Below are 14,964 nucleotides of genomic sequence, written 5' to 3'. Positions count from 1 at the left end.
ATGATTAAAAAATTATTTCCTTACTTAAACTTTGATGGCAATGGCAGAGAAGCCGCCCATTTTTATACGGAAGTGTTAGGTGGAGAGCTAATAAGCCTAATGACGTTCGGTGATGCAAATGAAGGAGATATGGATGGCATGCCAGATGAAGCAAAAGATTTGGTGATGAATGCTCAAATCGATTTGAAAAATGGAGATATGTTGATGATTTCAGATGTAGTACCAGGTCTTGGAATGTCAACATTTAAACAAGGGAACAATATATCCGTAACCTTGTTTTTAGACAGTATTGAAGAAGGGCGAACTATTTTTAATAAGTTGGCTGAAGGTGGTAACATCGTAATGGAGTTGCAGGAAACTTTCTGGACGCCATTATACGGAAGCTTGACTGATAAATTTGGAATCGACTGGCAAATCTCAGTTGAAAGTGAAACAACTTAAAAGTGCTCGTCAAATACAAAGATGGGCAATGAGGAGAACCTTTAAAGTTAAAATTTAAACAGTCTATGAACAAAAGAAGAAAGACTTGCATTCTTAGGTTGAAAGCCCCTATAATATAGAACATTGATTCACTATAAAAAGAACAATTTATTCGCTTTTTCGTAGTTTTTATTGAAAAGAAATTACATTCTGATAAATAGTCTTAAGGTGACGTGCATTTGCACGCCCTTTTTTTGTGGCATGAACAAAATAGTTTGGCTGAGGCTTGCCTCAGGATTGGAGTTTGGTTATGAATAAATGGATGAGATTGTTAATTATTTTTATTTCCTCAATCGTTCTCGGTGTTGCGTTTAATATGTTTTTACTGCCACATGAAATACTAGCAGGTGGGGTAACAGGGATTGCAATGATGCTTGGTTTGATAACACCTTTAAATGCGGGGGTTTGGATGATTGTTTTGAATATCCCGATTCTCGTTGTGGGTTGGATGAAACTTGGTAAGAATTTTATAGCCAATAGCTTGTTTTCAGTTGTCGTTACGTCAATCTCCATGTTATATATTCCTGTTGTCCAAATAACAGAGGATGCTCTACTTTCAACTGTATTTGGTGGCGTAATTGCCGGAGCTTCAATGGGCGTTATTATTCGCTATTATAGTTCAACAGGTGGATTTGACGTTATTGGTTTGTTATTGTCAATGAAGCGCGACATCCCATTGGGTGCGCTTGTTTTTGTTCTCAATAGTACAGTTGTTTTCGTCTCTGGCTTTGTGTTCTCATGGGAACTCGCCATGTATACAATGGCTTCAATTTACATTTCTGGACTTGTCATTGACCGTGTCCACACACGTCACATAAAGCTCAGCTTGATGGTTGTAACGGCTCAAGGTGATGCGGTTAAAAAAGAGTTGCTCGATAATTTATATCGAGGCATTACAGTAGTGGATGGCGAAGGTGCTTATTCATCGGCAAAAGTAAAAGTACTATATAGCGTAATTGGTCGTCATGAACTGGCATTTGTGCGTCCGCTCATTAAAAACATTGATCCGAATGCATTTGTTAGCATTAGTGAGACGATGGAAGTTATGGGGAATTTCCGGAAGGACGATAACTTCATGAAAAATCCAATGTTAAAAAGCTCTTCAGTTTCCTAAACTGAAGAGCTTTTTTTGTAGCTATATGAATCTATTATTGAAACAGTAAATAATCTTCTTCTAGAATAAAATCATTGCTAATGTCGATAAACAAATAACAATCATCGGACAATGGAAAACTAAATGTGCGAATCATTTTAGTCGTTTCAATATCAGAATAGACATCTGATAAAATTCCTTTATGCAAAGTTTTCATTTGCATAGTGTTTTCTAAAAAGTAAGGTCGAAATGCCCAATGGGAGCCAATTTGATCTGACTCAAAAACCCAGTGATCTTGTCGTTTTTGGAAGTTAGAAGACACTTGTTGACCATCGCTATTGCAAACATACAACCGGAAGCTTTCTTTATCAAAGGGTTCAACTATTGCTTCGATAAACCGGTCTGCAGTGTCAGGACCATGCCATTTAGAAAGAAGTTTCTTCACTTTTTCTTCAAGGCTGACTGTAAACGCGTATCGTTGTTGAATCATCGATTTCTCTCGTTGAACAAAGGCGGTGATTTTTTCACTTACAGCAAGCGGATCAAAGCTCTGAACTGGAAGTTCAAAAGTAGGTTTTGCTAAATAAAAGCCTTGGTAATAATGGCCACCATTTTTCCATGCGAAATACAATTGGTAGCTATCTTCAATGTTTTCATAGGAAAGTTTTGCGCCAATTCGACGTGCTAACACGGTAAGTGTTTGGACAACATCTTGGAATGCCTCGGGATTGGCGTTTCGAACGAGACTAGTATCTACTTTTAAAATATGAGGGCGAAGTTGACGAATTCGATCAATGTTAGAGCTTTTTGCTCCGACATGATCTACCGCAATCTGAATGCCATAGGTTTTGTAATACATTAATAAATGATGAAGTGTATCAAAATCTTCATCAAAATCATGTTCGGTGATTTCCAATACAATGCGGTTCATCGAGAACCCCTTTTTTTCATATGCTTGAAGAGTTTCTAGAAAATCTTCTCCGCTGTTAATCAATAATTGTTTAGCATTACGATTGATAAATAACAGTCTATCGTTACCTGACTCAAGCATTTGACAAATAGCAAGCTCTAAAAGATGCTGATCGACCACCACTTTGTACTCATCGGGCACGTCGGTGTCATGAAAAAAATTGCCTAAACTAATCCACTCGTTTTTAAAATGGAAACGCCCTAAAACTTCATAACCGATTACGGTATGTTTGACCGCACTAACAATGGGTTGATAAGCAGGTTTTACATCAGATAAATTTTCAAGAATATCTAGCGGATCCATAGTAGTTGCTCCTTTACTGCAAATCTATCAACTATGTAAAAAAATTACATAATCATGAAAAAGTAAACGACGACCATCATGATCATGATAGCCAACATAGAAGATATCAAGGTGATGTGCATATTAGATGGTGTGAATGTTTCATTGATAAGTTGCTGCCGCTTTTTTTTATAGTTTTGAGTTGCTGAAAAAATAACAATGAGACCGAAAATACAGGCGAAAATACCAAGTGCGATAGTGAAAGTGTCTACAAATGAATTGCGTGTGACACCCATGGTAAAGTGTAAGCTAGTTGCGAGAAAACCAACGCCGACGATTGAAATGACGGTTCGAATCCATGCTAAGTAAGTGCGTTCATTAGCAAGATGTTGTTGTGTATAAGTTAACTGGTTTTTTTCTTTTTTGTAGGACTGGCGTGACATTCTATTCTCTCCTCCTGGTAATCAATGGCTTTAAAAATTTTTAACAAGTTGGAATTGAGAAAAACGATGTGTTTCTAGTATAAATGAATCGACAATAAAAAGGAATTTAGAAAAGGTACACGGCGATTAATAGAGATTTGCAGTTAACATTAAGAGAATGACTGTATAAGTTCTGTTAAGTTTATGTGAATTTTATCAGTTGTTTAGTTTTAATGGATATAGTTAATGGGAAAGGTATATTAGGTTTGAAAAAAGGAGATGAAGTAGTTGAAGAAAATTAGATTTAGTTTATTGGTATTAATGATGTTCAGTTTAGTTGTTTCGATGAATTCAAAAGTGGCATGGGGGAAATCGAAAGAAGGGGATAGTAATCCCAATCGATTTTTGAGTATTGCACACCGTGGAGCATCAGGGCATGCGCCTGAACACACAATGTCCGCTTATCAATTGGGTAAAGAAATGCATGGCGATTACATAGAAATAGATTTGCAAATGACAAAAGACGGTATTTTGATCGCGATGCATGATGAAAAAGTGGACCGGACTACTAACGGTTCAGGCAAGGTAAAAGACATGACGCTTGCCGACATTAAGAAATTAGACGCTGGTTCTTGGTTTAACGCAGCCTATCCTGAAAAAGCTCAGTCACAGTTTGAAGGATTACAAGTGCCAACACTCGAAGAAGTGATTGAAGCTTTCGGGAAAAATTCTCGCTATTATATTGAAACAAAAGCGCCAGATGTTTACCCAGGCATGGAGAAGGAACTAGTAAGGATTTTGAAAAAGCATAAGTTGACTAGTCAAAATGCACAATCTAGTAAAATAATCGTCCAGTCTTTTAGTCAGGAGAGTCTGCTGAAAATGAATAAGCTTGCAGCAGAAATTCCTTTAGTTCAACTGATTTCCTATTCAGACCCAGCAGTGATTTCAGATGCAGAACTTGATAATATTAAAAAATACGCTATCGGTGTAGGCATGAACCATAAAAGAATAGACAGAGCTTATGTGGAACAAGTACGAAATCATGGACTACTAATCCATCCATACACCGTCAATAAGCGTTCAGATATGGAACGCTTAATCGATTGGGGCGTCACTGGGATGTTCACCAATTATCCAGATGTTCTAGAAGCGGTATTGAAAAATAAGTAAAAGTAGCGAGATATTCAGTGATTAAAAAAATAACAAATTTAACAAAATCGTCAATACAATTGAAAGAATAATTGAGATGAGCAAACTGCCCATACAGGAGATTCTCATACCTATCCCACCTTTTTAATAATAGTATCAATTACCCGAAATAATAGAGTTGATAAACGCTGAAAAAGTAAAACGTACAGAGCGACTCGCTCTGTACGTTTTATTCGATAAATTCCAGATCTTTTATCCATGTAGATAGGTGGGCTTTAGTAGCATCATTTAAATTTTTATCGACGTTCTTCAATAAGTCCATTTCGTAATTTTTAGCATTGGAGCTTTTAACAAAGGTTGTTGTAAAGGCAGGATTTTGCAAACTGATGGTGGTAGAATCTACTGTCACTTTTTTCACAATATCAAGATGCAAAATCGCACCGATTTGTCGGTCTAATCCGTCTTGACCAGAGAAAAAATTACCGAGGGAATACACGACAAACGCTTTACGTCCATCTGCTGCGTCAATCCATTCAGGTGGCTGCAGCACGTGGGGATGGTGTCCTAAAATAATATCAGCACCGTTATCAGCAGAAAAATGAGCCAATTCGATTTGTTCAGCGTTCGGCATATTTTGATACTCTTGACCAAAATGCAGGCTTAAAACGACGACATCAGATACTTCTCTCGCATGCTTTAAATCTTGTTGGATGACTAAAGGGTCGATGCGGTTCACTAAGTAATCCATTCCGCCAGGCGTTGGAATTCCGTTTGTACCATACGTATAAGATAGGAAAGAAAAGGTGATGTTGTTACGTGTCACTAATGTAACTTCTGCTCGCTCATCGTTCGATAAATAAGAGCCGGTATGCACCATACCAATTTGATCCCAGTAATGAATGGCATTTTCGATAGCCGATCTTCCTCGATCTAACGTATGATTATTTGCTAGTGTGACAATGTCTACACCAGAATTCTTTAAGGCTGCACCTATCTCGTAAGGACTATTAAAGGCAGGGTAAGTAGAGAGTCCAATTTCACTGCCGCCAACTATACTCTCAGAATTGGCGATGGTAAGATCGGCTTGTTCGAGAAAAGGTGTCACTTTTTCAAGCATAGGATTGAAGTCGTAGCTGTTTTCATTTTTAGCATCTAAGTAAACACGTTCATGAATTAGAATATCTCCAACAGCAGATAGTGAAGCGGAATATTCTAAGTTCAGCTCTGAAGGGCTCGTAGCGATGGGGGCATTTCGGGCTTCAAAAACTGTTAGTTCGTTTTCGTCGGCGTTAGGAGCGATTGAACATCCAATAAGAGGGAAGGTTGCAGCAACTAATAATAGAAAAAGAGATACTTTGCTGAAGTTCACTTGTCTCACTCCATAAGTTTAGTAAGATCTTGAACACTTCCTATATGAAAAAGTCGCTTTGGTTTCATGCATCCACTTGAACGGACCTAAAAGAAATAAAATCCATGGGCGGAGTTTCTAATTTGCGGCAAATGGAATAAGAGTTGATCATCGCTTGGATCTTCATCTATAGATTACTACTTTTATGGTCGTTTAACTAGAGAGGGAAGTTGAAAAAAAGAATTTTATTCGCCGCCACAAGAATGTGGAGGCCGTTAACTTGAATTTCAACTTGTTCTCAAATTAAAAAAAATTATCCTATATATAGGATGAGTTTTTTTCGTATGAATTAAGGTTTTTTGTTTCGATTTTGTTGGTCTCTAAAGACAAAGTATTTAATCATGAAAAAGCTGGCTGCAAAAGAAGCAAACATCGCGAGTCCCTTTGAAAGATTAAGACTAATCCAACTAGAGATTTCCATGAATTGAAGCAGTAAGTTGAATGCTAAAAAAACACCGTTATTAATCAGTAAGCTAAACAGTCCTTGCAGGACAAAGAAGAATTGCTGTTGTCGACTGCCTTTAGCGGAATGGCGAAAGGTAATTCTAGAATTCCAGAAGTAACTATTACTTATCGCCAAGCAATAAGCGATTGTATTAAATAATGCTAAAGTTCCGCTATGGCTTGTAGGGGATAAGAGCAATAATAAATTGAGCGAGCCGATATCGACTGCTGCATTGGAAATCCCGATTAGGGTGAATTGAAGTGGCTGAATAGGGGCCTTACGTTTTTGACTATTCTCCATGACAACACCCTATTCTTCTGAATTTCGGTTTTCTCAATCGACGGCCTGAAAAGAATCCACTGTTTCGGCTTCGGCAACTTGTTTATACAAATCGCGAATTTGTTGTGCAACAGCAGCCCATCCGAGATCTGCTACATCAAGCAAAGCTTGTTGCGCCAGTTGTTGACGAAAGTTTTTATCTTCAAGTTGAAGAATTGTTTGTTTGAAACTTTCTGGATCTTTCGAGTCATAAAGTAGACCGTTTTCACGGTCTGCTACTTGTTCTTTTGTCGGTCCGCTTTCGGCTGCAACTACAGGTAATCCTGAAGCCATCGCTTCCATAATTACTAAACCTAATGTTTCTGTAGTAGAAGGAAAGACAAAAACATCTCCAGAGGCAAAAGCTGAAGTTAATTCGTCCCCATGGATAAATCCAGTAAACACTGTTTGCGTTTTTTGGAAATAGGCTTCAAGTTCTTTTCTGTGTGGACCGTCTCCAACAATTGCTAAGCAAAAACGATCTGATGCTAGTAAGACATCGCGAATTTTTTCAATTTCTTTTTCTGCAGCTAAACGGCCAACGTATAGCAACAGGATTTTGTCATTTTGCCCATTTGTTAAGCGGGAACGCAAGTCCGTTGTAGCATGTTTAGGATGGAATTTCTTAGTGTCTACGCCGCGTTTCCAAACTTGCAATCGCTCAAAACCCTTTTCTTCCAACTCCTTTAAAACAGTGTGAGACGTACATAAATTAAGATCGGCTGCATTGTGCATTTTTTTCATAAACCACCACATGAGCCAGTCTAATTTACCAAGTTTGTAATACGCCATGTATTGAGGAATGTTGGTATGGTAAGACGCTATCATAGGAATCGCTAACTTTTTGGCATATGTCACACCTGAATAACCAACAACAGCAGGATTCACAACATGGACAACATCCGGATTAAATTCCAGCATATATTTTTTGACAAGACGATTCGGAAAAGCAAATTTTTTAGAACGATAAAAAGGAAAAGCGAATGCAGGAATTCCTTTTACAACGGCACCATCAAATTCTGTTACGCCCAGATCAGGTGCGATAATTTGAATTTCATGACCGTCTCTATGCAGCCAGCGGATGCAAGCTGTCAATCGAGTTACAATGCCATCAGTTGAGGGCAAGAAAGTTTCAGTGACAATCAAGATTTTCATAGAAACAGCTCCTTTCTATGAACATAAACTTAGCAAACGCCTTTTACTTCCACTTAACGGTGGGCAAGACATTTTCTTTAATAACACGATCTTTGTGAACTTGGACGGTCTTTAATATTTCTCGGATAACCTCGTCAGTCAGTAAATGAGGTTTTAACCCTAAATCCAATAAATTCGTATTGACCGCCTCATAAAAATGCTCTTCTTTTTCTATACGTGGATTTTCTAGGTGTCTAATGCCTACAGTTAATCCTTCTTCTGCGGCAATTTTTTGCACCATTTGTGCTAACTCGAGTACAGAAAAATCCTCTGTAAATTGATTGAATACACGAAACTCACCAGGTTCAGCTGGGTTGTCAGCAGCAATTTCGATGCAATTCACCGTATCTTCGATATTTAAAAATCCACGTATTTGGCCGCCTGTTCCATATACTGTTAAGTCATGTTCAGTAGCAGCCTGAATTATAAACCGGTTCAAGGCGGTTCCAAACACCGAGTCGTAGTCAAGACGATTTGCCAAAATGGGATCTAATTGGGTTTCTTTTGTGGAAAGTCCATAAACAATTCCTTGGTTTAAATCAGTTGCTCGAATTCCCCAAACTCTGCAGGCAAACATAATATTATGACTATCATGTACTTTAGAAAGATGATAATAAGAACCTGGCTGTTTAGGAAACGGCAACCGATCTTTTCGTCCTTTATGTTCAATTTCTATATATCCTTCTTCAATCGGAATATTAGGCGTACCATATTCGCCCATGGTTCCGAGCTTGATCAAGTGACAGTCTGGCACAATGTCTTTTATGCCATACAGCACATTGAGTGTACCGACTACATTGTTTACTTGTGTGAAGACAGCATGTTCACGGTCAATCATAGAGTAAGGGGCAGATCGTTGTTCGGCAAAATGAACAAATGCTTCAGGCTGTTCTTGTTCAAGCACCCTTTTTAAAAATTCGAAATCCTGTAAGTCGCCCTCGTATGTACGCATCACTTGGCCAGTTAGTTCTTGCCATTTGTTTACGCGCTCTTCGAGAGAGGCAATCGGAGTGAGTGAATTTGAAGCTAATTCTTCATCCATTTTTCTTCGTACCATATTATCAATGATGGATACATCATGTCCTTTTTGTGATAAATGCAAAGCAGTTGGCCAACCACAAAAGCCATCTCCCCCCGCTACAATAATCCTCATCAAAAATTCCCCCACTCTTTTTCTGAATATTACATATATATCTTTTGTACCACTTTAACGTACAAAATAAACCTGAAACAAAGAAGAGCTAGTAAGGACTAGAAGGCAATAACCTGAGATGTTCTTAAAGGGTAATCTGGAGTAATACAGCAATAAAGATAAGCCCCGCAATAAAAGAGGGATAGCTGCTATTCTTCTCGGTCGGGAGTTCATCATTTAAAATGTTTAAAATGACACCTCCTGTGAGAAACGCAGAAAAATAGGCGATATTTATATCAGTGGCATTGGTTAAATGATAAAGTAACCAGCCCACAAATACAGAAAATGCTAATACCCAACGACCGATATTGGTGTATAAATCTTCATGAGTTAAATGCAATACGCGATTGTTGGCAACAAAATGAAATGAAAAGACCACAAAATAAATAATGTAATCAGGAATTTTTTCGCCACTTAAATCAACGAGTAAATATCCAATCAAGGCATTGTATAAAGAAAATCCGAAAATTTCGAGAGCAAAGACATATCTGCTTGGTTGAGAAATATTTTCTTCTCTTTCATTTTTGGCTTTCGATTTTTCATTTAATTGGTTGATGCCATAGAAAAACGCGATGCCGATAAGCGTTACAAGATAAGTAGAATAATCAAGTGATTCAATCCATGAGGGCAGTTCAGCATTTCCTGCTACTTTCTCGTAATGAGTTAATTCAGGGACCAAATGTAGAAAAACGTAAGCAATGGAACCTCCAGAGACGAAGGACATTAGTCTATCTTTAGGCTTGCGATCTAAAAATTTAATGTAATTTGTAAAAATGTGAACAAACATAAATGCGATGATAATTACTAAACTGAAATAAAACAAGAGTGACACCTCCTAATACAGGTTAGAAAATGTATACCCGAATCTTCTCCGCACATTCATACTCTAAAAAATTTTACATATTAATCGGGTAAAGAGCATAGTCTATGCCGTACTTTGGGTATACATAAATAATTCACCTTTAAAGCAGAATGGAGATCCGCTATGGACTTACTACTCACAATTTTCTTATTGTTAATTTGTTTATTGATTTCAAATGTCGTCAGTCATTACACACCCTACATTCCAACTGCTTTAATCCAAGTAGCTTTAGGTGTAATTTTGGTTCTTATATACGAAGATATTACGTTTGATATTGAAACAGAGTGGTTTTTACTATTATTTATCGCTCCATTATTGTTCAATGATGGCAGTCGTTTTCCGAGAGAAGAATTGTGGCGAATGAAAGGACCGATTTTAGGAAACGCGATCATACTCGTACTACTGACAACGGTCGTTGGCGGTTATTTTATCCATTGGCTAATAGAAGAAATACCACTTGCTGCGGCATTTGCGTTAGCGGCTATTTTGTCACCGACAGATCCAGTGGCGGTTAATGGTATTGCACAGCGAATTCGAATTCCTCAAAAAGTATTGAGCCTAGTCAGAGGAGAATCGTTGATTAATGATGCTTCAGGACTTGTTGCGTTCAATTATGCAGTAGCGGCTGTTGTCACAGGATACTTTTCATTGTCGGAAGCTGTCTTCGATTTTTCTTATAAATTTTTGGTGGGTGGAATTTTAGGTCTTACGCTGGGCTTATTGGTGATCAGCATTCGTTTAGTTTTACGGAAACAAGGTATTAATGACGTTACCTTTCATACATTATTACAAATCATGACACCCTTTTTAATCTTCATCGTTACAGAAGAACTTCTCCATGCATCGGGAGTTATCGCAGTAGTGGTCGCAGGTATTGTCCATTCATTAGTAAGAGAACAAACAGAAACTTTAATCGCTGAAGAGCAAGTGCTAACTGAAAATATTTGGACTATTATTCTGTTTATCTTAAACGGGGTGGTCTTTTTACTATTAGGCTTAAGTATCCCAACTTCGATGAGCGGTGTGCTCGAAAATCCTAATATTAACTTGTGGCTGTTATTGCTCTACGTTTTAGCAGTTGGATTAATGATTCTTGGGATTCGCTTTGTCTGGGCCTATTTGTTTTCTCTATATGAATATCATTTTGGGAAAATGAAAGAAGCCGCTAAACCCAGTTTGAAGTTAATGTTATACGTCAGCTTAACCGGTGTACGAGGAACCGTTACAATGGTTGGGGTATTGTCTTTGCCATTTTTAATGGACAACGGAGAAGCATTTCCAAATCGAGCACTCCTCTTATTTTTAGCAGCTGGAACGATTCTATTCACGCTAATAGTTGCAACGATTGTTTTGCCGCTACTTAGTAAGGGACAAATAGTAGATGGGGGTACTACGGAGAAAATGGATCTGAACGAAGCACAACGGCGCATTTTGTTGGCATCGATTCAAAAGATAAAATCTGAAATTACTGAAGAAAACGAAGCTGCCGCTTATGAGTTAATTGAGGAGTATGAATTGCATTTTCGTCATATTCAAACTGAAGAAGATACAAAAGCTCAAGCAAATAAAAAATATCAACGCAAAACAAGAGAACTTCGCTTAAAAGCATTAAAACTGGAACGCAAATATGTACAACGACAATACCGCAATAAAAAAATGAAAGAAGAAGTATATGATGCATTCGAAAAGTCATTAAATCGGCGAGAAGAAGTGGTCGCCGATAATGCGCGCTCGACCATGCTGTATTTACAAGGCAAGCTTATTCGAGCATGGAGACGCTTTAGAGGTCAAAATTCTCGCGAGGAAGAAACGCGACTGGTCGAATTTCAAGAAGGTCTTCAACTTCAATTAGAAGCGTTACAAGCAGCGCTTTCTGGATTAGAAGAAACTGCTAAAAAGTACGAGCCGAAAGAAATCAGTGACTCTGTCATCTCAGATTACAAACAAATGACCAGCCGTTTAAAGAAGCCAGAAGCTTTGTATGATGAAAAATATGAATTGCAAAAAGAAGAGTTACGGGTAATTGTCATGGATATGGGTCGCTCTGTTATCTATAAAATGTATGTAGCAGGAGAAATTACGAGAGAGCAGGCAAAAGAGCTTAGACGTTATATTCACAATGTTGAAAGTGTGACGCTTTATGAGACTAATGAGTAAGAGCTTTTTAAAAATAAGTATATTTAAAAAAACAGCGCAGATAACTAGCGCTTTTTTTGTCGCTAATGTCGTTGTCACTCACTTAATATAGGGTGTTCTTCATAATCAAAAACGAGGTCAGGTAAAACAGAAGGTTCGATATTCCCCCAAATTAGTTGATCACGTGTTGTTTTGTCTACTCTAAAAGACATGACGCTTTTATCTTCTACACTTTTTTGTTCATTTAAAACGGGATAAATCCATGAAAGTGATATGTCATTGAGCTGATCGATTTCTGAAGCACCAGCTAGAATTTTGATGGCGTTTTGCCACATCATTTGTTTTGTGGAAATCATGGTAAATCCTTTATCCGCGTTTAAAGAAAGTTCAACATCCCATCCGCCTGAACTTTTGGAAACGACTATGTTAGATACACGAGTTTTGTCCATATTACTGATTGCTCCGACTTGCTCATTGACGATTATGTTGAGTTCATTTTTTAAATTTTTAGCTTCTTGCGATTCTGGTTTTAATAGCCAACCGCCGATTGCGATGAAAATAACAGCTATTGTGACAGACCAAAATGACAGCAAACTTTTTTTTTTGCGATAGCTATGATTAGTATCACTCCTTTTCATCTATACTTGTTACTAGTATAAAGTATATAGGTTTTAAGTTTTTCTAAAAGAGGATACCGAGTTTTTGTCATTGGGTCTATCTAGCAGGAAGAAAAACGTTATACTGGAAAAAAGAGTCGGGATTGTATACTTATTAGAGGATTTTGATTGGTCAATGAGTTGAATGGAAAATCTCGAATAATGGGGGAGCTTATGAAGCGAAATGCAAAACAAGAAGCAATGATGAAGAGCTATGCAGATTCACCTGAAAAATTTAAAAAGTTATATCGCCGAACTTTATGGATTGTTGCATTGGCTCAGATTTTCGCTGGGGTTGGGCTAACAGCTGGAGTAACAGTCGCTGCTCTTCTTGCATCAGACATGCTTGGAACAGACCGGTATGCTGGTGTACCAGTCGTTTTTTTCACGATAGGGTCTGCAGGTGCAGCACTTATTATTGGCAGATTGTCTCAACGTTTTAGTCGACGGGTAGGTTTAGCGTCAGGATTTCTAGCGGGTGCAATTGGTGCGCTAGGAGTTGTTGTTGCTGCGTTATCAGATAATATCTTTTTACTGTTTATATCTTTAGTGATTTACGGGGCAGGTATGGCAACAAATTTACAAGCGCGCTATGCAGGGACAGACTTAGCAACAGTTAAGCAACGTGGTACTGCGATTAGCGTAGCATTAGTATCACTAACCTTAGGTGCGTTTGCCGGACCGAATTTAGTTGGCGTAATGGGCAGCTTTGCAGAATCTATTAATATTCCGTCTTTAGCCGGTCCTTTTATTTTGGCTGCGGCAGCATTTGGTATAGCCGGGTTAGTCATTTTGGTTTTATTAAGACCAGACCCACTGCAAGTTTCCAAAGCTTTAGCAGCACATTTACAAACGGTTGAAGAAAGTTCAGAAATCGTGAAAGAAGACGACCCTGCTATTGATAGGAAAGGCGTTATTCTGGGAGCGACCGTTATGGTATTAACACAGTTAATCATGGTAGCCATTATGACCATGACACCGATTCATATGGGCTATTATGGTCATGACCTTGGAGACATCGGCTTGGTCATCAGCATACATGTAGTTGCAATGTACTTGCCGTCGATTGTTACGGGAATACTTGTGGATAAGCTAGGTCGAATTTTCATGACGGCAGCAGCAGGTGTTACATTTATGGCAGCAGGTTTAGTTGCTGCATTTGGACCAAGCGAATCGATAATAGGCTTGATGTTCGCACTTGGTTTACTAGGGCTCGGCTGGAATTTTGGATTTATTAGCGGTACGACATTAGTCGTCGATTCAACTGATCCAACTACGCGAGCAAAAACGCAAGGAACAGTAGATGTATTAATCGCTTTAGCCGGAGCTACAGGCGGGGGACTTTCCGGCATGATCATGGCACAATCTAGTTTTGCTGCGATGTCATTAGGTGGCGGCATCCTTGCACTTGCCTTGATTCCCGTTGTTTTATGGTCGACTAAAAAGACGCTAGCTTAGTCCAATAAAAAAGTGTGCAGTTCATTTTGAACTGCGCACTTTTTAGGTTGTTACGGGTTTGTTGACCAAAGTCCAGCTGATTTCAATAAAACACGAGGGTGAAGTTTTAATTGGGCAACCATCATTTCAGCCAAATCTTCTGGCTGCATCACTTTATCAGGATTGCCATCGGTTAAGTTTTCACCAATCGCTAAGTCAGTTGCTACTGTACTTGGTGTTAAAGCACTAACGCGGATATTATGTTTTCTCACTTCTAGCATTAACGATTCTGTTAATCCCATGACACCGAATTTCGAAGCACTATAAGCACTTGTTACCGGTGCTCCTTTTTGTCCAGCTGTTGATGAAATATTAATAATATCACCTGATTGGCGCTCAATCATTTGCGGCAATACAGCGCGTGTTACGTAATAAACACCCATCAAGTTGGTATCGATAATAGCTTTGAATTCTTCAGGTGAAAGATCAAGGAAGTTACCGAATTTACCAATACCTGCATTATTAATCAAAATATCAATCGAACCTAATTCAGACAAAACATGTTCAACTGCAGCATTGACCGAATCTTGATCGGCAACATCAGCTACTGCGAAAACAGTTTTCACACCGTATTGCTCAAGTTCCGCAACAACTTTCTCCAAATTTTCAGCCGTGCGTCCAACAAGTCCAACGTTTATGCCTTCTGCTGCAAAAGCGATTGCTGTAGAACGACCAATACCTCGTCCAGCTCCTGTAATCAACGCATTTTTTCCTGCTAATTTTTGCATATAGATAGCTCCTTTTTTCGTAAATTGATTTCCTGTATTAGTGTAGCAAAGTCTAGATAGAATTCCTAAATAGAAAACTCGAAAATAAAAAAGAGACAAAAAAACTAGCAGGCGAAATACCTGCTAGTA

Annotated in this window: 14 protein-coding genes; 5 read left to right on the top strand and 9 right to left on the bottom strand. The window is 38.4% G+C overall.

Annotated elements, in window-relative coordinates:
• Both MLE13_RS07800 and MLE13_RS07795 read left to right on the top strand, forming a co-directional pair.
• The gene (locus MLE13_RS07800; protein ID WP_240749156.1) at positions 1–441 is read left to right on the top strand and encodes a VOC family protein; all 441 of its coding nucleotides are present in this window, start codon (positions 1–3) and stop codon (positions 439–441) included.
• Between the two features lie 289 nt (positions 442–730).
• On the top strand, positions 731–1,594 hold the full coding sequence (locus MLE13_RS07795; protein WP_240749155.1) for a YitT family protein: 864 nt from the start codon (positions 731–733) through the stop codon (positions 1,592–1,594).
• Between the two features lie 34 nt (positions 1,595–1,628).
• Here MLE13_RS07795 and MLE13_RS07790 read toward each other — a convergent pair whose 3' ends face one another.
• A complete protein-coding gene (locus tag MLE13_RS07790) occupies positions 1,629–2,846 on the bottom strand; it encodes an EAL domain-containing protein (RefSeq protein ID WP_240749154.1) in 1,218 nt (405 codons plus the stop codon).
• Between the two features lie 44 nt (positions 2,847–2,890).
• Entirely contained in the window at positions 2,891–3,268 is a 378-nt protein-coding gene (locus tag MLE13_RS07785) for a YidH family protein (protein WP_008429380.1), read from the bottom strand.
• 267 nt (positions 3,269–3,535) lie between these two features.
• Between MLE13_RS07785 and MLE13_RS07780 the strand changes: the two genes are divergently transcribed.
• Positions 3,536–4,420 (top strand): glycerophosphodiester phosphodiesterase, encoded by an 885-nt coding sequence (locus MLE13_RS07780; protein ID WP_430905205.1) that lies wholly within the window; start codon positions 3,536–3,538, stop codon positions 4,418–4,420.
• A 208-nt stretch (positions 4,421–4,628) separates the two neighbouring features.
• Here MLE13_RS07780 and MLE13_RS07775 read toward each other — a convergent pair whose 3' ends face one another.
• The 5 genes from MLE13_RS07775 to MLE13_RS07755 form a co-directional block, all read right to left on the bottom strand.
• Complete coding sequence (locus MLE13_RS07775) at positions 4,629–5,768, bottom strand: CapA family protein (RefSeq protein WP_240749153.1); 1,140 nt, start codon at positions 5,766–5,768, stop codon at positions 4,629–4,631.
• Positions 5,769–6,096: 328 nt separating this feature from the next.
• Positions 6,097–6,552, bottom strand: a complete 456-nt coding sequence (locus MLE13_RS07770; RefSeq protein WP_040850483.1) for a GtrA family protein — start codon at positions 6,550–6,552, stop codon at positions 6,097–6,099.
• 33 nt (positions 6,553–6,585) lie between these two features.
• Positions 6,586–7,725 (bottom strand): glycosyltransferase family 4 protein, encoded by a 1,140-nt coding sequence (locus MLE13_RS07765; RefSeq protein WP_240749152.1) that lies wholly within the window; start codon positions 7,723–7,725, stop codon positions 6,586–6,588.
• Positions 7,726–7,768: 43 nt separating this feature from the next.
• Entirely contained in the window at positions 7,769–8,917 is a 1,149-nt protein-coding gene (locus MLE13_RS07760) for an NAD-dependent epimerase/dehydratase family protein (protein WP_240749151.1), read from the bottom strand.
• Between the two features lie 124 nt (positions 8,918–9,041).
• Complete coding sequence (locus MLE13_RS07755; RefSeq protein ID WP_240749150.1) at positions 9,042–9,788, bottom strand: hypothetical protein; 747 nt, start codon at positions 9,786–9,788, stop codon at positions 9,042–9,044.
• A gap of 153 nt (positions 9,789–9,941) precedes the next feature.
• Between MLE13_RS07755 and MLE13_RS07750 the strand changes: the two genes are divergently transcribed.
• Positions 9,942–11,975, top strand: a complete 2,034-nt coding sequence (locus tag MLE13_RS07750; RefSeq protein ID WP_240749149.1) for a Na+/H+ antiporter — start codon at positions 9,942–9,944, stop codon at positions 11,973–11,975.
• A 74-nt stretch (positions 11,976–12,049) separates the two neighbouring features.
• On the opposite strand, the gene MLE13_RS07745 is transcribed toward MLE13_RS07750, so the two are convergent.
• The gene (locus MLE13_RS07745; RefSeq protein WP_240749148.1) at positions 12,050–12,592 is read right to left on the bottom strand and encodes a hypothetical protein; all 543 of its coding nucleotides are present in this window, start codon (positions 12,590–12,592) and stop codon (positions 12,050–12,052) included.
• A 192-nt stretch (positions 12,593–12,784) separates the two neighbouring features.
• Between MLE13_RS07745 and MLE13_RS07740 the strand changes: the two genes are divergently transcribed.
• Positions 12,785–14,068, top strand: a complete 1,284-nt coding sequence (locus MLE13_RS07740) for an MFS transporter (RefSeq protein WP_240749147.1) — start codon at positions 12,785–12,787, stop codon at positions 14,066–14,068.
• Between the two features lie 50 nt (positions 14,069–14,118).
• On the opposite strand, the gene MLE13_RS07735 is transcribed toward MLE13_RS07740, so the two are convergent.
• A complete protein-coding gene (locus MLE13_RS07735; protein WP_240749146.1) occupies positions 14,119–14,835 on the bottom strand; it encodes a 3-ketoacyl-ACP reductase in 717 nt (238 codons plus the stop codon).
• Between the last annotated feature and the right edge of the window lie 129 nt (positions 14,836–14,964).

This window comes from Planococcus halocryophilus (assembly GCF_022489025.1).
Lineage (GTDB): Bacteria > Bacillota > Bacilli > Bacillales_A > Planococcaceae > Planococcus > Planococcus halocryophilus_A.
The sequence above is the reverse complement of the archived record's forward strand: the minus strand, read 5'-3'. Positions and strand labels throughout refer to the sequence as shown.